This is a genomic window from Thalassobacillus pellis (genome assembly GCF_016908295.1).
GTDB lineage: Bacteria > Bacillota > Bacilli > Bacillales > Halobacillaceae > Thalassobacillus > Thalassobacillus pellis.
In genome coordinates, this window is record NZ_JAFBDO010000004.1 from 155,341 (window position 1) to 172,707 (window position 17,367).

Annotated in this window: 18 protein-coding genes and 1 other annotated feature; of the genes, 7 read left to right on the top strand and 11 right to left on the bottom strand. The window is 42.9% G+C overall.

Translation table 11 applies throughout. The annotated features are described in order from the left end of the window. Complete coding sequence (opp3b, locus tag JOC33_RS14420) at positions 1 to 930, bottom strand: oligopeptide ABC transporter permease (RefSeq protein ID WP_205093253.1); 930 nt, start codon at positions 928 to 930, stop codon at positions 1 to 3. A 162-nt stretch (positions 931 to 1,092) separates the two neighbouring features. Continuing rightward, positions 1,093 to 2,787 carry a peptide ABC transporter substrate-binding protein gene (locus JOC33_RS14425; protein ID WP_205093254.1) on the bottom strand — a complete coding sequence of 565 codons (1,695 nt, stop codon included), beginning with the start codon at positions 2,785 to 2,787 and terminating at the stop codon, positions 1,093 to 1,095. 360 nt (positions 2,788 to 3,147) lie between these two features. Here JOC33_RS14425 and JOC33_RS14430 point away from each other — a divergent pair, with 360 nt between their 5' ends. After that, entirely contained in the window at positions 3,148 to 3,519 is a 372-nt protein-coding gene (locus JOC33_RS14430) for a DUF3899 domain-containing protein (protein ID WP_205093255.1), read from the top strand. Positions 3,520 to 3,569: 50 nt separating this feature from the next. Further along, positions 3,570 to 3,771, top strand: a binding site (T-box leader). A gap of 67 nt (positions 3,772 to 3,838) precedes the next feature. After that, positions 3,839 to 4,837 (top strand): tryptophan--tRNA ligase, encoded by a 999-nt coding sequence (gene trpS / locus JOC33_RS14435; RefSeq protein ID WP_205093256.1) that lies wholly within the window; start codon positions 3,839 to 3,841, stop codon positions 4,835 to 4,837. Between the two features lie 324 nt (positions 4,838 to 5,161). Here trpS and JOC33_RS14440 read toward each other — a convergent pair whose 3' ends face one another. Both JOC33_RS14440 and JOC33_RS14445 read right to left on the bottom strand, forming a co-directional pair. Then, positions 5,162 to 5,926 carry a YjbA family protein gene (locus JOC33_RS14440; RefSeq protein WP_205093257.1) on the bottom strand — a complete coding sequence of 255 codons (765 nt, stop codon included), beginning with the start codon at positions 5,924 to 5,926 and terminating at the stop codon, positions 5,162 to 5,164. An 80-nt stretch (positions 5,927 to 6,006) separates the two neighbouring features. Next, positions 6,007 to 6,219: a YuzI family membrane protein gene (locus JOC33_RS14445; RefSeq protein ID WP_205093258.1), complete on the bottom strand. Its 213-nt coding sequence runs from the start codon at positions 6,217 to 6,219 to the stop codon at positions 6,007 to 6,009. Between the two features lie 150 nt (positions 6,220 to 6,369). Here JOC33_RS14445 and JOC33_RS14450 point away from each other — a divergent pair, with 150 nt between their 5' ends. After that, on the top strand, positions 6,370 to 7,335 hold the full coding sequence (locus tag JOC33_RS14450; protein WP_205093259.1) for an LCP family protein: 966 nt from the start codon (positions 6,370 to 6,372) through the stop codon (positions 7,333 to 7,335). 782 nt (positions 7,336 to 8,117) lie between these two features. On the opposite strand, the gene fabF is transcribed toward JOC33_RS14450, so the two are convergent. Together fabF and JOC33_RS14460 are read right to left on the bottom strand one after the other, a co-directional pair. Then, positions 8,118 to 9,356 (bottom strand): beta-ketoacyl-ACP synthase II, encoded by a 1,239-nt coding sequence (gene fabF / locus JOC33_RS14455; RefSeq protein ID WP_205093260.1) that lies wholly within the window; start codon positions 9,354 to 9,356, stop codon positions 8,118 to 8,120. A 16-nt stretch (positions 9,357 to 9,372) separates the two neighbouring features. Beyond that, positions 9,373 to 10,305: a beta-ketoacyl-ACP synthase III gene (locus JOC33_RS14460; RefSeq protein ID WP_205093261.1), complete on the bottom strand. Its 933-nt coding sequence runs from the start codon at positions 10,303 to 10,305 to the stop codon at positions 9,373 to 9,375. A gap of 145 nt (positions 10,306 to 10,450) precedes the next feature. Between JOC33_RS14460 and JOC33_RS14465 the strand changes: the two genes are divergently transcribed. Then, positions 10,451 to 10,666: a hypothetical protein gene (locus tag JOC33_RS14465; RefSeq protein ID WP_205093262.1), complete on the top strand. Its 216-nt coding sequence runs from the start codon at positions 10,451 to 10,453 to the stop codon at positions 10,664 to 10,666. A 364-nt stretch (positions 10,667 to 11,030) separates the two neighbouring features. Here the strand turns inward: JOC33_RS14465 and JOC33_RS14470 are convergent, their stop codons facing one another. Together JOC33_RS14470 and JOC33_RS14475 are read right to left on the bottom strand one after the other, a co-directional pair. Beyond that, positions 11,031 to 11,993: a BMP family ABC transporter substrate-binding protein gene (locus JOC33_RS14470; protein WP_338054531.1), complete on the bottom strand. Its 963-nt coding sequence runs from the start codon at positions 11,991 to 11,993 to the stop codon at positions 11,031 to 11,033. Positions 11,994 to 12,118: 125 nt separating this feature from the next. Then, positions 12,119 to 12,706 (bottom strand): hypothetical protein, encoded by a 588-nt coding sequence (locus JOC33_RS14475; protein WP_205093263.1) that lies wholly within the window; start codon positions 12,704 to 12,706, stop codon positions 12,119 to 12,121. A 144-nt stretch (positions 12,707 to 12,850) separates the two neighbouring features. Between JOC33_RS14475 and JOC33_RS14480 the strand changes: the two genes are divergently transcribed. Further along, positions 12,851 to 13,024, top strand: coding sequence for a YjzD family protein (locus tag JOC33_RS14480; protein WP_205093264.1), 174 nt, complete (start codon positions 12,851 to 12,853; stop codon positions 13,022 to 13,024). Between the two features lie 64 nt (positions 13,025 to 13,088). Here JOC33_RS14480 and JOC33_RS14485 read toward each other — a convergent pair whose 3' ends face one another. After that, positions 13,089 to 13,268 (bottom strand): YjzC family protein, encoded by a 180-nt coding sequence (locus JOC33_RS14485; protein ID WP_205093265.1) that lies wholly within the window; start codon positions 13,266 to 13,268, stop codon positions 13,089 to 13,091. Positions 13,269 to 13,367: 99 nt separating this feature from the next. Here JOC33_RS14485 and JOC33_RS14490 point away from each other — a divergent pair, with 99 nt between their 5' ends. Together JOC33_RS14490 and JOC33_RS14495 are read left to right on the top strand one after the other, a co-directional pair. Next, the gene (locus tag JOC33_RS14490; protein WP_205093266.1) at positions 13,368 to 14,186 is read left to right on the top strand and encodes an undecaprenyl-diphosphate phosphatase; all 819 of its coding nucleotides are present in this window, start codon (positions 13,368 to 13,370) and stop codon (positions 14,184 to 14,186) included. 443 nt (positions 14,187 to 14,629) lie between these two features. Next, positions 14,630 to 15,310, top strand: a complete 681-nt coding sequence (locus JOC33_RS14495; RefSeq protein ID WP_205093357.1) for a Crp/Fnr family transcriptional regulator — start codon at positions 14,630 to 14,632, stop codon at positions 15,308 to 15,310. On the opposite strand, the gene JOC33_RS14500 is transcribed toward JOC33_RS14495, so the two are convergent. Together JOC33_RS14500 and JOC33_RS14505 are read right to left on the bottom strand one after the other, a co-directional pair. Then, positions 15,311 to 16,027, bottom strand: a complete 717-nt coding sequence (locus tag JOC33_RS14500) for a YwiC-like family protein (RefSeq protein WP_205093267.1) — start codon at positions 16,025 to 16,027, stop codon at positions 15,311 to 15,313. 35 nt (positions 16,028 to 16,062) lie between these two features. After that, on the bottom strand, positions 16,063 to 17,190 hold the full coding sequence (locus tag JOC33_RS14505) for a TIGR04053 family radical SAM/SPASM domain-containing protein (protein WP_205093268.1): 1,128 nt from the start codon (positions 17,188 to 17,190) through the stop codon (positions 16,063 to 16,065). Positions 17,191 to 17,367 lie beyond the last annotated feature (177 nt).

Here is a 17,367-nt window from a genome sequence, read left to right on the forward strand (position 1 = left end):
TTATTTCTCTCCTTCGGCAAGTCGGATTCTAGGGTCTATGATTCCATACAGGAGATCAATGACTAGTATGATAAATACGAAAAAGAAAGAGAAGAATAGAGTTGTCCCCATGATTATCGGAAAGTCATTAGTTGTGATGGAGATGACGAATTGTTCGCCAATTCCTGGTACGGCAAAAATCTTTTCGATTACAAGCGTCCCTGTCATCAAAGAGATAGCCAATGGTCCCATTACCGTTACTAGCGGAATCAGGGCATTTCGTACACCATGTTTGAATACGACTCCAAATTTATTGACACCTTTTGCCCGTGCTGTCTGGATGAAATCAGAACCTAATACCTCGAGCATTTCCGTTCTCATAAACCTTGCTGCTATCGCAATCGGGAACATCGCTAAAGCAATGGTCGGAAGCACCGTGTGCTCCCAGGTCCCCCATAAGGCAACTGGAAACCAACCTAACTTCAAACCTACATAATATTGCAGTAAACCCGCAAAAATAAAGGACGGAATCGATTTACCTATTACTGCCACAAAGGTTGAGGAATAATCCAGGAAACCGTTATGATAAATCGCCGATATGAGCCCTAAAAGCATTCCTAAAGCTGTCCCGATCAACAATGCCTGTGCCCCTAACTGCATGGATGGGCCAATCCGACTCAGGATTATATCGGTCACTTCACGGTTATCAAACTGGAAGGATATCCCCAAATCTCCTTGGGCTAATCCAGCCATATACTTAAGATATTGAATCGGGACTGGATCGTCCAATCCATATTTTTCAAGAATGATCTCTTTCTGAGTTTCTGATAATTTATCTTCCATTGTCAGCGGTGTCCCTGGCAGCATCTTCATAAGAAAAAATGAAAATGTTGCTATCAGCACTAACGTCAAAAACATATATAACACACGCTGAAAAATATATCGCGCCATCCTTGCCCACCTCCTATGTTATTTTTTTGTCGAAAAATAACTGAATATTGTTTATTTTGAGAAATATTTTATGGCAGGGAAAAAGAGAGCATATGCCAAATAACACCTGGCTATATACTCTCTCCCCCTCTGAGTATTCTTTATTTAATTGTCAATATATGCCTATTTTTTGTCGATATATGCATATTTGTAAGTGTAGTCAGGTCCCATTGGGTTAGTGATTACACCTTTAACGTAAGGCTTCCAAAGCTTAGCTACAGCACGTTGATAAAGAGGTGCAATTACTGCGTCTTCTTGGATCAACATCTTTTCAGCTTCAAGGAATGTTTCGAAACGCTTAACAGGTTGAGTTGCGTATTCATTGTTAGCTTTTTCGATAAGCGCATCATATTCCTCGCTGGAGTAACCAGTTTTGTTGTTACCTCCGTCTGTAACCCACAAGTTAAGGAATGTGTTAGGGTCGATGTAGTCAGGTCCCCAACCAGCATTTTGCAATTCATATTCCATTGAAGTATCCAAACGTAGACGCTCTTTGAAAGGTACAGGTTTAACTGTTACTGTCAAGCCTTCCAACTGTTCAAGCTGTGCTTTCAGATATGCATCCATTTCTTTAGCTACTTCGGAGTCACCGCCAAGCAATTCAAGGTTAACGGTATCTTTTCCGATTTCTTCAAGAGCTTTAGCCCAAAGTTCTTTCGCTTTTTCTACATTAGTTTCGATGAGTGGACCGTTAATTTCACGGAAATCCTCACCAGTTTCTGGATGCTTAACGAAATTTTGAGGGATATCACCCACAGCAGGGATGGATCCGTTAGCAAGAATTACGTTTACAAGGTCTTCACGGTTGATGACCATTTGAATCGCTTTACGTGCATTAACGTTACCAAGAACTTCATGTTGCTGGTTCATCTTCAAGTAGAATAGTACTGGCTCTTCTTCGACCTTCAATTCGTCACTGCCAGCTTTTTGCTGTACGAATTCACCGCTTAGGGCAGCAGCATCGATTTCACCAGAATCATACAAGTTTACACGTGTGGATGTTTCTTTTACTACGCTTACATTAATTTTTTCAAGGTTTACTTTTTCAGCATCCCAGTAGTCTTCATTTTTAACTAGTGTCCATCCTTCTTCATGTTTCCATTCCGTCATCTTGAATGGTCCGTTTGAAAGGATAGTGTTCGCTTCTAGACCAAACTTGTCCCCTTGTGCTTCGACAAATTCCTGGTTCAACGGAAGGAATGTACCGAAAGCTGTCAAGGAAAGGAAATATGGAATTGGTTTTTCCAATTGTACTTCTAATGTATAGTCATCTACTGCTTTAACGCCAAGTTCTTCCACAGGCATTTCGCCAGATGAGATAGCTTCTGCGTTTTTAATAACACCATTCATCATGTATGGTCCGTACTCGGAACCAGTTTCAGGGTTAACCGCACGCTGCCATGCAAATACAAAGTCATGGGCAGTAACCGGGTCACCGTTTGTCCAAGTTGCATCTTCACGAAGTGTGAAAGTCCAAGTAAGTGCATCTTCACTAACTTTATGTTCTTTAGCAATGGCAGGTTCAAGCTCTGCATCTTCACCTAGTCTGTATAGACCGTCCATTGTGGAACCTAACCATTGGAATGCAACTGCGTCAGTTGCCAATGATGGATCCATTGTTGGAATCTCAGCAGAGTCGGTGATATTTAGAACTTGTTCACCACTAGGCTCCCCTTCAGCAGCCTCGCCGCTTTTTTCTCCTGATTTCTCTCCTCCTGTGTCTCCTCCGTCGGCATTATCACTGCCGCCAGAACAAGCCACTAGGAACATGCTTAGAACTAATGCTAGTCCAAGCAAAAGCCAATTTGTCTTTCTCATGAAAGAATGACCTCCCCAAAGTTTTCTAAATATTTACGCAGATTTTTCATCTACAATACGAATTATACAAGTTTTCTAACAATTTTGCATTATAATATTTTTACTTAAAATGTAAGAACCTTGTCATTATTACGTTTATAAAACAAAAAATAGGAATAATTACCTAGTTTATTTTACAAAGGACCTAGATGGAAATGGGGGTAATTGAACCATTTTTAAGGTTAGATTACAAGAGATTTTAAAGGTTTTACATAAAAGTTTTCAATTATGACATTCCATTTCAGTCAATTTCAATGCAGCCAAATGAACTGCCCATGCTATAATAGGAAAAGTAATATTCTACTTAGGATGTGAGTTTCTTTGGTAATATTTAAAAACAAATGGTTTTTTTTGGGGCTGAATGTACTTCTTGTCGTGCTGCTCTTCAATATACGGGCACCAGAAAAAGATTTGTTCCATTTTATCAATCAATTGTTTTACATCGCTTATTTTTATTTGTTGTTAGGATTGCTCATGCTGGTGATACGAGGTGGTTTTTTCGACTCCATCACTTATAGCTTCCGAAGAGTCTACCATAGAGTGGCTAAGACCAGCGATTATATGGAAGATTGGAAAACGAAGCCGCTCCCTTCAGAAAATATCAACGGTTCTGTGGTCAGTTTCTTTTTGTTCCAGGGATTTTTCTTGATGCTTGGTCTGATGGGACTGCTTCTCCTGTATTATCAAGGGTGACTTGTTCAGTTGCATTGGGAGATAAACTTCTTTATAATTTTCTTGGATATGTAAATGCGATGAAAAAGTGAAGTACCGGACCTCCATGCATTACAGAGAGGCTGCGGCTTGGTGGAAGCAGCTTGCAAAGGTAACCGGGAATTGGGCTTTTAGAGCACCGCTGCTGCGGCGTATACCTGCGTTAAAGGACTTGAGTGATCTCGCTCCAATGCGGGATAACAAGGGTGGCACCACGGTTCATTCGTCCCTTCTTTATGGGGAAGAATGAATTTTTTTATGTCTTTAGAAGTTATTAAAACTTTAATATGAGGTGATAAAAATGAAGACCATTTTTTCAGGAATCCAGCCGAGCGGTACGCTGACACTCGGGAACTATCTAGGAGCGATGAAACATTTCGTCGATCTTCAGGAAGACAATCACTGCTATTTCTGTATTGTTGACGAACACGCCATCACCGTCCCCCAGGACCGCTTGAAGCTAAGAGAAAATATCAAATCACTTGCTGCATTATATGTAGCTTCTGGAATTGATCCGGAAAAATCCACCCTGTTCATCCAATCAGAAGTTTCCGCACACACCCAGCTAGGCTGGATGCTCCAGTGTGTGAGTTATATCGGGGAATTGGAGCGGATGACTCAATTCAAGGATAAATCGAAAGGAAGTGCCGAAGCTGTTTCATCCGGTCTATTAACCTACCCTCCACTTATGGCAGCAGATATTCTTCTATATAAAACAGATATCGTACCTGTAGGTGAGGACCAGAAACAGCACCTTGAGCTTACGCGCAACCTTGCCCAGCGATTTAATAATAAATACAATGATATATTCACTGTTCCAGAAGTGCGCATCCCTAAGGTCGGTGCAAGAATCATGTCCTTGCAGGATCCGACTAGGAAAATGAGCAAGTCTGATGAAAATCAAAAATCCTATATTTCCATGCTCGACGATGGAAAAAGAATAGAAAAGAAAATCAAAAGTGCTGTCACCGACTCTGAGGGTATTGTGAAATATGACAAAGAAAATAAAGCAGGGATTTCTAATCTATTGAATATTTATTCCAGCTGCACCGGTGAATCAGTCGAGGAACTTGAGCGTAAATATGAAGGAAAAGGCTACGGGGAATTCAAACAGGACGTTGCAGACGCAGTAAAAAGTGTTCTCCTGCCAATAAAAGAACGCTATGATGAACTGATTGATTCCGAGGAGCTCGACCTTGTCCTGGACAATGGTGCAGATCGTGCCAATAGAGAAGCAGAAAAGATGCTCCGTAAAGCAAAGAAAGCCATGGGACTTGGCCGTGTCCGCAAGAAGAAATAAGAACAAAAGCGAAAGCGCCTTGCTTACCCCCGACATGCTTAAGCCAAGCCTCGCCGTGACGGGCTTTGTCACAGAGAGGATCGGCTTAAGACCTCGAGGGGGTAGGCGCTAAAGCTGGATGCGACAAAAGCGAAAGCGCCTTGCTCACCCCCGACATGTTTAAGCCAAGCCTCGCCGTGACGGCCTTTGTCACAGAGAGGATCGGCTTAAGACCTCGAGGGGGTAGGCGCTGGAGCTGGATGCGACAAAAGCAGAAAGGGCATCCACAAACATCCATTTTTATAATTTCCTAGACAAAGAAAACCAGAATTGAAGTTATCCACTTCAATTCTGGTTTTTTATACTTGTTTCTGCTTTTTGGTTTTCAATTTCCCAGATTTTTTCAAAAAATGGCTGCCCTTTGATTATCTTTCCGCACAAATCTTCATGTTCATTGCTCCAGCCCATTGTTGTTCCATCATAGAGCTTCTGCCATGCTTCTTCAATTGTCAGATCTTTGATAGAAGGATAGAGGCTCGGCTCCCATTCTGTCAGCCAATAACGGATTTCTTCCGGATTTTCAGTGTGTTTCAACTGATCCAGGGCCATCATTAACAGCTGCTTTAACTGTCTTTCTTTACGGGTCAATCCCAACATATACTCTGGTGATAGCGATAAAATGTGATGTTCTTTTTTCGATGGGATGCTGCTCCAATCAAATTTGGCTGGTTTTTGTCCTTCTATCATTTCAAATGCCAGCCTTTCCTGACGTGGAATCAGCCTGCTTTTACGAACGGGAAGCGTATAACCAAGGGTGTCAAATGCCAATACCGCCGTTCCATTCGTTACGATTGCTGCATAATCTAAGGAGGTCCGTTCTTGATTTTTTCTCAGATAAGCCCGTCTGTGGATTGTTTCCAGCAAAGTAACAGGCAGGTCTTGTAAATCATTTTCAATGTATTGGTACAAATCATCCGTTACATATAGCAAAGGTGCCTGATCTAAAAGCTCAATCCCATCTTCTTTTCTCCATTCATGAAATGGAGATACGTTGTAACCATTTTCTTCTCCTTCAAACCAGTTCACCCAGACATCATGCAGATATAACATACCGGTGTTCACCTTCCATCCCTTAGTTTATTTGCTCATCATTATGACCAAAAATGGAAATTTTATTCTTCTTCAGGTAATTAATGACAGGAAGAATGGCCGATTTTCAGTGACGTCACAAACATAAGGAACACTCCTATAGGAAATAACCAACATTCCGTTCGCGATTGGACAAACAGGAGGTATTCTGTCCAAGTGAAGCCTGCAGGTAGAAAGTTCATATAAGAAATCAACGAGATGCCGCCGCTTACAGTAAATCCAAAGCCGACCAGAAATCCGAACCAATAAATCATAAGCAGCCCTCCAGCCTGTCCTTTTTTGTTAATATATGAGTAGAGGCAGGAAGACATGCTATCCATTTGTGTGAAGTCCGTGATAAACTATTTACGAATGTTGTCAAAAAAAGTAGAATGAACAGAGTCCTATCAAATGAGGTGATAGTAATGGTTGAATCACGCCGTGAATATAGAAGGCACAAAAAAAAGCGTAAACGTAAAATATTCTTATCCAGCCTGCTGCTGTTTTTACTCCTAGGTATTGGCTGGACTAGTTATGAATATATGGCAGGAAAACGCGATGCCATGGGTGAATCTAGTGGTGAGCTCGAAAATGTGAGCAAATATGCAGACGAATTCAAAGGTGTCGATAATGAAGACGGAAAAACTACCGTCCTGCTAATGGGGGTAGACAGCCGTGAAGAAGGTGATGTCGCCCGGACAGACACCATCATGGTAGCCCAATACGATCCAGAAAAAAATTCTGCTAAACTGGTATCCTTGATGCGTGATATGTATGTGGATATCCCTGGACATGGCAAAAATAAGCTGAATGCTGCTTTTGCCATTGGAGGACCAGAGCTTTTGAGACAGACAATTAAAGAGAATTTCGGTATTAATTCTGAATACTATGCAATAGTAGACTTTGAAGGCTTTAAGCAAATCGTGGATACCATAGCACCAGATGGCGTCACCATCGATGTCGAAAAGGATATGTATTACAAAGATAATGCAGGCACCATCGATCTTGAGGAAGGAACGCAGACGCTTAATGGAGATGAATTGCTTGGATATGCACGGTTCCGTCATGATGCAGAAAGTGACTTCGGCCGGGTACGGAGACAGCAGCAGGTCATGAAGGCATTAAAAGAGGAACTAGTGTCTGCAAGCGGCTTGTTGAAAATCCCGCGTTTGATCGGCACCTTACAGCCGTTCATTGATACAAACATCGGGAGCGGCAAGATGCTTGATTTGGCAAAAGATTTTCTCCTGAACCCACCGGAGAATGTCGAAACACTCCGACTTCCTGTTGAAGGTTCGTTCTGGAATGATTCTGTTCCAGGTGTAGGCGCAATACTTGCCTATGATGAAGAAGAGAACCGACAGGCCATCCAGGATTTTCTTGGCAAATAAGATGAAAACAGACAACCCCTGAAGGAGATACAACCTCCATCAGGGGTTTTTTTTGTTATTTAAAATTAAAGTATATCAACCCTATTTGACTGGACATTGGAGATGTTTATAACCACCTATGGTTATATCATAGTTGAGTCCATAGTGAGCGATCGGTGATGACGCCTGCGGGAACAGCGCGAGCCGAAGATCCATTTGGTCAAATGGTTTTCTTGACCAAGTTATCTGAGGCCGTGCCCGCGGCAAGCATCCACTGACAAGCGATTCGTAAGAATAAACAACAAGCTCTAACAGTGCCGTATTTCAAGTGGCTATGTGAATTACATCAGGTGATTTGAACGTTCGTCTAAAGAAAGGGAGTGGAATTCGCTTCATGTAATGGTACAAGAGTAAATTGGCCACTGTTGAAGTTTATAACAACATAGGATTATATTTTGGTCGTTTCCACAATGAGCGATCGGTGGTGACGCCTGCGGGAACAGCACGAGCCGAAGATCCACTTGGTCAAATGGTCTTCTTGACCAAGTTAGCTGAGGCCGTGCCCGCGGCAAGCATCCACCGACAAGCGATTCGTAAGAATAATCCACAAGTTAAACAGTACCTTTAGCTTTTATAAAAGTTTATAAAAATGGCCACATGAGTATCGCTAGGAGCCTTGGGTGTTCGTGCAAGGTAAGGGATTGGTATTCGCTCGCATATTAAAACAAAAAAATAACTTGCAGAAGTAAATCTCTACAAGTTGAGGATGGCCTGAAACAACCGGGCCATCCTCTTACATTTATTTATTGGTGTTTTTTGAAGACGAGGCTCGCATTATGCCCGCCGAATCCTAGTGAATTACTCATGACTGCATCAACCTCTGCTTTACGCGCTTCATTCGGAACATAATCCATATCACATTCCGGATCAGGCGTTTCGTAGTTGATGGTTGGAGGAAGTGTTCCTTCCACCATAGCTTTTAATGAAATAATGGCTTCGATAGCCCCAGCTGCCCCAAGCAGGTGCCCAGTCATCGATTTGGTTGAGGACATGGCAAGCTTGTTGGCATGATCGCCAAATACTTGTCTGGCGGCCATCGTTTCGAACTTATCATTGAGTTCTGTGGAAGTACCATGGGCGTTGATGTAACCGATATCCTCCGGTGTCATGCCGGCATCGTCCAACGCTTGCTGCATGGCTCTGACAGCCCCTTCCCCTTCTGGTGCTGGTGCTGTGATATGGTGGGCATCACCAGTTGCGCCATAACCGACGATTTCCCCGTAAATGTGTGCACCACGTTTTTGGGCAGATTCCAACGTTTCAAGAATAATGATTCCTGCGCCTTCTCCCATAACAAAGCCATCACGGTTTTTATCGAAAGGACGACTCGCCGATTGCGGATCTTCATTGAATGATAGAGCCCGTGCCGCTGAAAATCCTGCAAACGACATTTTGTTCATTGGCGACTCAGTGCCTCCTGTGATCATGATGTCCGCATCACCGCGCTGAATCACTTTGAAAGCATCTCCAATCGAATTGGCACCAGATGCGCATGCTGTAACAGAACAGGAATTCATGGCTTTTGCACCTAATGTGATGGAAACTTGTCCGGCAGCCATATCCGGAATCATCATTGGGATAAAGAATGGGCTTACCCGGCGATAACCTTTTTCAAGGAATTTTTCGAACTGCTCTTCATAAGTTCCCATTCCACCAATGCCGGAACCAATCCACACTCCGGTACGGTAGGCAATTTCATCTGTTATTTCAAGGTTGGCGTCTTTCACTGCCATCAAAGAAGCAGCTACTGCGTATTGTGTAAACGGATCCATCTTCCGTGCTTCTTTTTTATCAATAAAATCAGTCGGGTTGAAGTCTTTGACTTCTGCTGCTACTTTCGCAGGATAATCGTCCTTATTCACCTTGGTAATCGTATCAATGCCGGAGCGGCCGGAAATGATACTATCCCACATCTCATCGACATTGTTGCCGACTGGTGATACAGCACCCATGCCTGTAATCACTACACGTTTCTTTTCCATTGCTAAAATCCTCCTTCTACTTTCCCCAGCGAAGAGCGACGGCTCCCCAGGTGAGTCCTCCACCGAAACCTACGAGAACAACAAGATCATTATCTTTTATTTTACCTTCTTCCACCGCTTCTGCTAAAGCGATTGGAATCGAAGCTGCTGACGTGTTGCCGTATTTTTTGACTGTCTTTGCCATTTTGTCTTCCGAAACACCGAGTCTCTCGCGTGCAGCCTCCATGATCCGGATATTGGCCTGGTGAGGAATCAAATAATCAACGTCCTCTTTATTGGCGCCGATCTTTTCAACAACCTTTACCGAGGCTTCCGGCATCTGGCGAACAGCGAACTTGAATACTTCCCGTCCATTCATAAAGAGGTGCTTGCCTTGATAAAGGTGCTTGCCTCCCGCCCCATCGGATCCAAGTTCAAAAGAGAGAATTCCTTTCCCTTCACTTACAGGGCCGACAACAGCAGCACCAGCGCCGTCACCAAAAAGGACACACGTATTACGGTCCTCCCAGTCGACTATCTTGGATAGTTTTTCTACACCTACTACTAATATATTACGATAATCTCCTGATTCTATAAACTGCTTTGCAGTGGTCAGTCCATACATAAAACCTGTACAGGCAGCACTGACATCCATGGCAGCAGCTTTAGAAGCCCCTAACCGTTCCTGTATCATGCAAGCGACAGATGGGAAAGGTGTGTCTGGAGTTACAGTTGCCACCAGAATCATATCCAGCTCCTCCGCTGCAATTCCAGCGTTCTCCAATGATTTTTCAGCTGCATAGAATGCCATATCAGATGTATCGATATCATCTCCAGCAATTCTGCGTTCCTCAATACCTGTTCTCGTACGGATCCATTCGTCATTGGTTTCCACCATTGCTTCCAAATCTTTATTCGTGAGGACTTTTTCCGGTACAAAATGTCCTGTACCTAATATTCCTGCTTTCATGTGTTCATCCCCTTAACGGTAGTATCTAATACTAATTATTATGACTTGGTACTAATTTTAATGTATCCGACCCTTTTTCGCAACCATTTCTCCCGCCCACGAGTATCTCCGCCTTCCCGCATAAACTGTGGCAGGAGGTGCTTTTATGGCGCAGCGAGACAATCCGAACGACAGACGTGCCCCCTTCGATGACCTGATGTTTGGTCAGCGACGACGGGAGGGACATCAAGAAGACCAAAAAAGCGAAGAAAAATCATCCGTAGATTTGATGAGCATTGTGAAAAGTATGGCAGACACTTACAGTTCCTTTACTCCTTACATCAAAAACTTGTCAGAAACAATCAAAAAGTTCAAAAAATAGTATTCCCCTTATATAGACAAAAGCGGAAGCGCCTTGTTCACCCCCGACCAGCTTAAGTCGAGTCTCGCCGTGACGCTCCTTTGTCACAGAGAGAATCGGCTTAAGACCTCGAGGGGGTAGGCGCTGAAGCTGGATGCGACAAAAGCGGAAGTGCCTTGCTCACCCCCGACCAGCTTAAGCCAAGCCTCGCCGTGACGGGCTATGTCACAGAGAGGTTCGGCCTAAGACCTCGAGGGGGTAGGCGCTGAAGTTAGATGAAAACCACTGCAAAGGGTCATCCACACCCATTCATATTATAATTTCCTTAACAGCGAAAAAAACCCGGCAGCTGCTTGTCCAATCTCAAGTCCAGCTGCCAGGCCATTTATTTATCTCTTGGAAGTTCACCAGATTTTTTATACGTGGCGACCATCTCTTTTACATTTTCTTTTAATTGGTCAGGAACGGCATCACTGTATTTTCCCATCGTAATTGCGCCTTCCTGGAAATCAAACACCATGGTATCTCCAGGTAATTCTCCGTTAATCAGCCTCTCGATAGCGAGTACATATGTTTGATCTACATGCTGGACAGTACTTGTCAAAACGGTATGTTCAGCAAGGCTTGACTGGTCAGACACATAACCGATGGCGTATTTCCCATCTTCCTGTATGCGCTGGATAAGCGGTGGATTGAAGTCGTCACCAGCAGGGTAAAAAACGTCCACGCCTTTTTCTTTCATCCTTTCATAATATTTCATCGCTCGCTCTGTGTTTTCCCAGCTATGGACAAAAGCGATATTTACCTCCGCTTCAGGATTCTGGTATTTTACTCCTTCATAAAACCCTTCCACTTCAGGCTGCCACTCGTGAGCTGCAATCAGGCCGACTTGATTGGTTTTTGTGAAACCACCAGCTACTACTCCGCCAAAAAAGCCCATGGCTTCCCCGCTGAAATTAAGACTTGTCACATTTTCTGCAGCAAACCCACCGTTAAAATAAATGAAATGAACGTCCGGATATGCTTCATGGATGCTTTTAAAATATTCTCCATATACACTACTGTGTCCAAAAATGACATTGACGCCTTTTGCCACCAGCTCGTCCACGGCTTTGTTCACCTGCTGCTGGTTTTTGACACCTTCTTTAAAATAGATATCCACATTGTATTTATCTTGAATCTTAAGCAGTCCCTCATATCCTTTCTTGCCCCATGCCTGATCATGGATGGTGGTCTCCACAAGCATCCCGACTGAATGGACCTTGCCCTCACCGAGGCTGTTATTGCAGCCAGTAAGAGCAAGCATTAATACCGGGAGGGACAATACCATTAAAAGCAGCTTTTTCACGAACAGCACTCCTAAAAAAATACATAATTGCTATATTTATTTTAACTACATCTTGGTCAATAAGTAAATGTTTTACCATTATTATTAACGTATTCTACACAATTAAGCTGTTCGTGAAAAGCCTCTCACATGGAATTACCTGCCATATAAATGTGCTTATGCCTTTGGAAATGGTCATTCAAATGGCCTGCCAGGTCCCGGGCTGCTATGTCGTTACTCTTCCCACCTGTTCTATGGGTATTTCCGGTAACCTTTTCAAGAATCTCCTTTATGAAATCTTCAATGTAACAAGCAGACTCGGATTCAACCAGATCCTCCATCACTATCTGATGATCCCCAGGAAAACCATAAGTTTCATCTCGCGGCATCCATTCACCGTACGAAAGAGGAACACGTATGTTTTCAATATCCTTGCTTTCCTGGAGTTCATGAATACTGTCTGCAATTTTAATTTGGCCATAAGGATAATCATGCAAGTTCCCTTCCGTAACACCAATAATCCCATCTATCTGCCCCCGGTCTGAATACCGCTCAATTTCCCCTAGTGTATGAAAATGTTGAAAGCAGCTGTTTCTCCCGACAAACATATACAAGGCTTCCTTTTTTTCATCTTCCAGAGCATCCACACCAATCACTTCGAACCCTTTGTTAAGCAAATGCTGAACCATATGATAACCAATCCAATGGAAACAGGAATCGATGACATAAGCCATTTCATTTCCCCCTTTGATACTATGAGTTTATTCAGTCCAGGCTGGGGGATATTCAATTAATCCGTCATTCAAGCGATTACTATTTATTTTTCTGCCGCCCTTTGGTAAACTATGTGTAGAATAGGCAAAATGAGGTGAACATACATGCGTTATTTTTGGACGGTATTTTGGGCTTTCCTATTAAGTCTAATGATTACATATGTAATCAGCAATATGTCTGGTTCCCATTTCAACTTTGTACAAGTGATTGTATTGACTGTACTCTTCTCAGGAGCTGCCTTCCTGCTTGGTGAATCACTGATTAAGGATGAAGCCTGACACGATTTTAATCCCATATGAATGAAAGAAAGTCGCGCTCAGTGCGCGACTTTTTGCTTTCTTATTACGGCTTTCTTTTATATGTCCATACTCGATCTTTATTGGTTGTTTCCGGAAAACGGTCGCCTGCTTTCAGTTGGATATGTTGAGGATCCGTTACCATACTGCCCGTTTCACCTATTTCGACATAATGACCATTATTAGGGGCGTGGTCCCCAGATTTGAATTGGTGTCTTTGGCCCATTGCACACACTCCTTCCCAGTCTTTATAGTATTATCATGTGCAGGAAGACAGGTTTGATACCAACTATACATAATTGTAAAAAATCAGGAGGGTTTTGACGTGGAAACGACAATAGAATTTTGGATTGTTTTAAAATATGTATTTTTAGGCTTATTCCAGGGAATTACCGAGCCTATCCCCATCTCCTCAAGCGGACACCTTGTACTGCTTCAGAATATATTTGGCATACAGCTGAAAGGACTTGAATTCGAAGTCCTCCTCAATTTCGGTTCGTTGATCGCTGTCCTGATCATCTATCGGCATGATATTATCCGGCTTGCTCAGAATGGGTTCAGGTATATAAAATATCGGGAAGAAAGAGACCAATCTGAATTCAATTTCATTTTATATCTGATTATCGGTACCATCCCGGCAGGTGTTCTCGGTATATTGTTTGAGGATTGGATTGCAGCGACCTTCAAAGGACCAAAGCTTGTCGGGATTACATTGATCATCACTGGCATCGCGCTTTGGATTATCCGAAACCTGCGCGGGCATAAGGGTGAAGGAGCCCTTACCTGGAAAGACGCATTGATTGTAGGACTCGCCCAATCCGTTGCCTTGATACCAGGGATAAGCCGTTCTGGTGCCACAATTGTCGCAGCTATGCTGATCGGGATGAAACAGGAAACAGCTCTCCGGTTCTCTTTCCTATTATATATCCCTGTCAGCCTTGGTACGATGTTATTGTCTATCGGGGATTTGCTCGAGAATGATTTATCAGTGGTTTGGCTACCCTGGCTGCTGGCAGTTATAGCAGCTATCGTTGCGTCTTATTATGCCCTGCTATGGTTCATGGATATCATGGCAAAAGGTAATTTGAAATATTTTACCTTCTATTGCTTTATTGTAGGAACATTAGCGATCCTATTTCTTTAACCTGAGAAAAGCTTCTTCATTCCAAAATCGTCGAGAGGTTTTTATTTTTACAGTTACGGAAGTTTTTTCGACAGCCTTAGAGGGAGAAACGATGCATTGTATATACGAAGACTACTGCGGGAACAGCACAAGTTAAAGGTCCACCTGGCCAAGAAGGTCACCAGACCAGGAAGACTTTAAGCCGTGGCCACGGAAAGCGAAGTGTTTGGAAGAAGCGGTTGTCTGGCGCACCTATAAACCGAACTTATTTCAATGAAATAGTTCGGTTTATATTATGTTATTAACTTTTTCCAGTCCATTTTTTGCAAAAATCCTGGCATCCTGTCGTTTAAAAAGCTTTGTAGGATCTTTTTGGTACCTATATAATGGAAAAGACCAAACCAATGTGTTGAAAAAATTTACGATAAGGCGTGATCAATTTGGTGGAACAACAACAGACCAGGTTGTATATCTCCAAGGATTTGAAGGAATTATTAGCCTCCGTGGACCATGTCACGAAAATAAAGAAAAATCGCTTTCTCTTCCATGAAGGGGGAATCGCTGATAAGCTGTTCATCATCAAATCCGGACGAATTCAAATCGGCAAGTTCACCTCGGACGGGCGCGAGCTATCGATCAGTATTTGCCGGGAAGGAGACATGACTGGAGAATTGACCCTGTTCCAGGCAGACGCCAAATATTTGTTCAGTGCGAAAATTATAGAAGACGCAGAAGTTGCTATCATTAAAAAGGATCATCTCGAAAGGGAGCTGATGCACAACAGCCCCCTAGCTTTCGAATTCATGCGCTGGATGAGTGAACATTTACAAAGGACCCAGACAAAATTCCGGGACTTGGTGCTTCACGGTAAAAAAGGCGCTTTGTATTCCACCTTGATTCGTCTTACAAACAGTTATGGAATCAAACGGGAAGACGGCATATTGATCGACATTGTCCTTACCAACCAGGAGCTTGCCAATTTTTGTGCTACCTCAAGGGAAAGTGTCAATCGAATGCTCAATGATTTGAAAAAGAAAGGCATTCTTTCCATGGATAGGAACAAGATTGTCGTGAACGAGCTTCCATTTTTAAAAGATGAAATAAACTGTGACAACTGCCCCATTTATCTATGCAGGATCGAATAATCAGAAAAAGCTTATCGATATGATTGCCAGAAAAACTGCAGAGTTGCCGATTTCGAGAATCCCCATTTCCATCGGTTTCATTTTCCTTCCATATAAATAAACAGCTCTGACGAGGCTAGGGAGAAAAGCAACGGTCAATAGCCATGACCCCAAAGCTGCCCCTAATCCGACAACAAAGATATGGTATCCCCAGGAGATCCAGCGATAAGCTGGATTTTTCTTTTCTCTGATCATAGTTTTCACAAATAAAGTACTTCCTGTGAAAAAAAGAATGGGGATCGCGACAATCAACCAGGCGGTACTGTCTATACTACCCGAACCTAAATAATAGGTTGCCATACCACTGAAGCTGAATGCAGCGATAGCAGATAAGTCATTCCATAACGAGCGATCTTTATTATGTTTCCCAAATACTATATTAATGATAAAAAACGGAACCATCATGAGCCCGACCCAGAATAACGTCGTATTAAAGATTACAACAGGTAACAGAGCAAGTGTTGCAACACTTATATATTTATAGAACCAGGACAAATGGAATTCTATCTTCTTTTTCTTTACTGCCATGATCAATGGATAGGTTGCCAGATACAAGGAAATCCAGCCAATTAATAAAGGTACCTGCCACCAGCTGAATCCTCCAGCAATTATTCCAAGTAAAAAAGGCAGTACCAGCATCGCCCATGCGCCATGTTGTTTCGGCATATATAAATTCATGCCCTTCCCTCCTAATTCATTTCTTCAAATCCCATTTAACTGGACAATTTTTTCTCCCGCATCGCTTTTGGTGTATAGACACAGTATGGTTCACTTTCCATATAATCTCCTGTCATCGCATAAGCTCTTGATCGTGAACCGCCGCAGACATGCCGGAACTCACAAACGCCGCACTTTCCTTTATAAGCATCGGGATTTCTGAGATTTTTAAACACTTCAGACTCACGATAAATGGCAGCGAGTGGTGTTTCCTTAACATTCCCTGCTTTAACCGGCAGCAGCCCGCTCGGGTAAACATCACCGATATGAGAGATGAAAACAAATCCGTTGCCATCATTTACTCCTTTTGGTGCACGGCCAAGCCCGTCAATCATGCCTGTCGTGCCATTCATCAGTGCATCCTTATAGCGGATTTCCCTGCCATCACTACCCACCTTTTGTTCCCTCATTTTCTTTTGAATGACCACTCGACGATAATGCTGAGCCGCAGTTGTCTTAATATCGAAGGAAACCCGTTTTGACAATTCATACAGCCAAATGAATGTTTTTTCGTGTTCAACAGGTGTAATCATATCTTTTTCCTGACCTCGGCCTGTCGGTACAAGAAAAAATACACTCCATAACACACAATCCAGTTTTTCAATCAAAGCAGCCATTTCCTCCAGATAATCATAATTGTACCTGGAAATAACCGTGTTGATTTGAATAGGCATGTTTAATTCATGCAAGTAGTTGATAGCATTCATCGTTAAGTCGAACGAACCGTTTGTGCCGCGGAAATGATCATGGATGGCTGCATTGTGCCCATCCAGACTGAATGCCCATCTGGATAATCCTACATCACGGGCCTTTTCCATTGCCTCCTTCGTCACATTAGGAGTGGCAGATGGTGTCATGGAGACCCTGACACCTTTATCCACTGCATACTTTGCAATATCAAATACATCCGGCCGCATGAGCGGATCTCCCCCAGTAAATACAAGCATCGGATTGTCCATTTCATAAATGTCATCGATCAGTTTTTTACCCTGTTCATATGTCAATTCCCTTGGATCTCGTTTATATTGAGCCTCCGCACGGCAGTGTAGACATTTCAGCTCACAAGCCCTCGTCAATTCCCATATCACGATAAAAGGATTTTCGTTGTAATCACGGTTGAACATGATATTTCCCCCTTAAAAATAACTCTCATTTCCACCATCTTCATGTTTTTATTGTAGCTGAATAACAGCAGTGGAGTTGTGATGTTCATCACAAGCAAAAGCTTATTCCACGGTTAGTAGCCTAGATGAGTAGAGAGAGCGGCTAATAGAAGTCTGGCGAGCATATATTGCGCATTG

Coding starts and splice junctions, on each gene's coding strand:
- opp3b (WP_205093253.1), bottom strand. CDS start 930: ATGGCGCGATATATTTTTCAGCGTGTGTTATATATGTTTTTGACGTTA.
- JOC33_RS14425 (WP_205093254.1), bottom strand. CDS start 2,787: ATGAGAAAGACAAATTGGCTTTTGCTTGGACTAGCATTAGTTCTAAGC.
- trpS (WP_205093256.1), top strand. CDS start 3,839: ATGAAGACCATTTTTTCAGGAATCCAGCCGAGCGGTACGCTGACACTC.
- JOC33_RS14440 (WP_205093257.1), bottom strand. CDS start 5,926: ATGTTATATCTGCATGATGTCTGGGTGAACTGGTTTGAAGGAGAAGAA.
- JOC33_RS14445 (WP_205093258.1), bottom strand. CDS start 6,219: ATGATTTATTGGTTCGGATTTCTGGTCGGCTTTGGATTTACTGTAAGC.
- JOC33_RS14450 (WP_205093259.1), top strand. CDS start 6,370: ATGGTTGAATCACGCCGTGAATATAGAAGGCACAAAAAAAAGCGTAAA.
- fabF (WP_205093260.1), bottom strand. CDS start 9,356: ATGGAAAAGAAACGTGTAGTGATTACAGGCATGGGTGCTGTATCACCA.
- JOC33_RS14460 (WP_205093261.1), bottom strand. CDS start 10,305: ATGAAAGCAGGAATATTAGGTACAGGACATTTTGTACCGGAAAAAGTC.
- JOC33_RS14465 (WP_205093262.1), top strand. CDS start 10,451: ATGGCGCAGCGAGACAATCCGAACGACAGACGTGCCCCCTTCGATGAC.
- JOC33_RS14475 (WP_205093263.1), bottom strand. CDS start 12,706: ATGGCTTATGTCATCGATTCCTGTTTCCATTGGATTGGTTATCATATG.
- JOC33_RS14480 (WP_205093264.1), top strand. CDS start 12,851: ATGCGTTATTTTTGGACGGTATTTTGGGCTTTCCTATTAAGTCTAATG.
- JOC33_RS14485 (WP_205093265.1), bottom strand. CDS start 13,268: ATGGGCCAAAGACACCAATTCAAATCTGGGGACCACGCCCCTAATAAT.
- JOC33_RS14500 (WP_205093267.1), bottom strand. CDS start 16,027: ATGAATTTATATATGCCGAAACAACATGGCGCATGGGCGATGCTGGTA.
- JOC33_RS14505 (WP_205093268.1), bottom strand. CDS start 17,190: ATGTTCAACCGTGATTACAACGAAAATCCTTTTATCGTGATATGGGAA.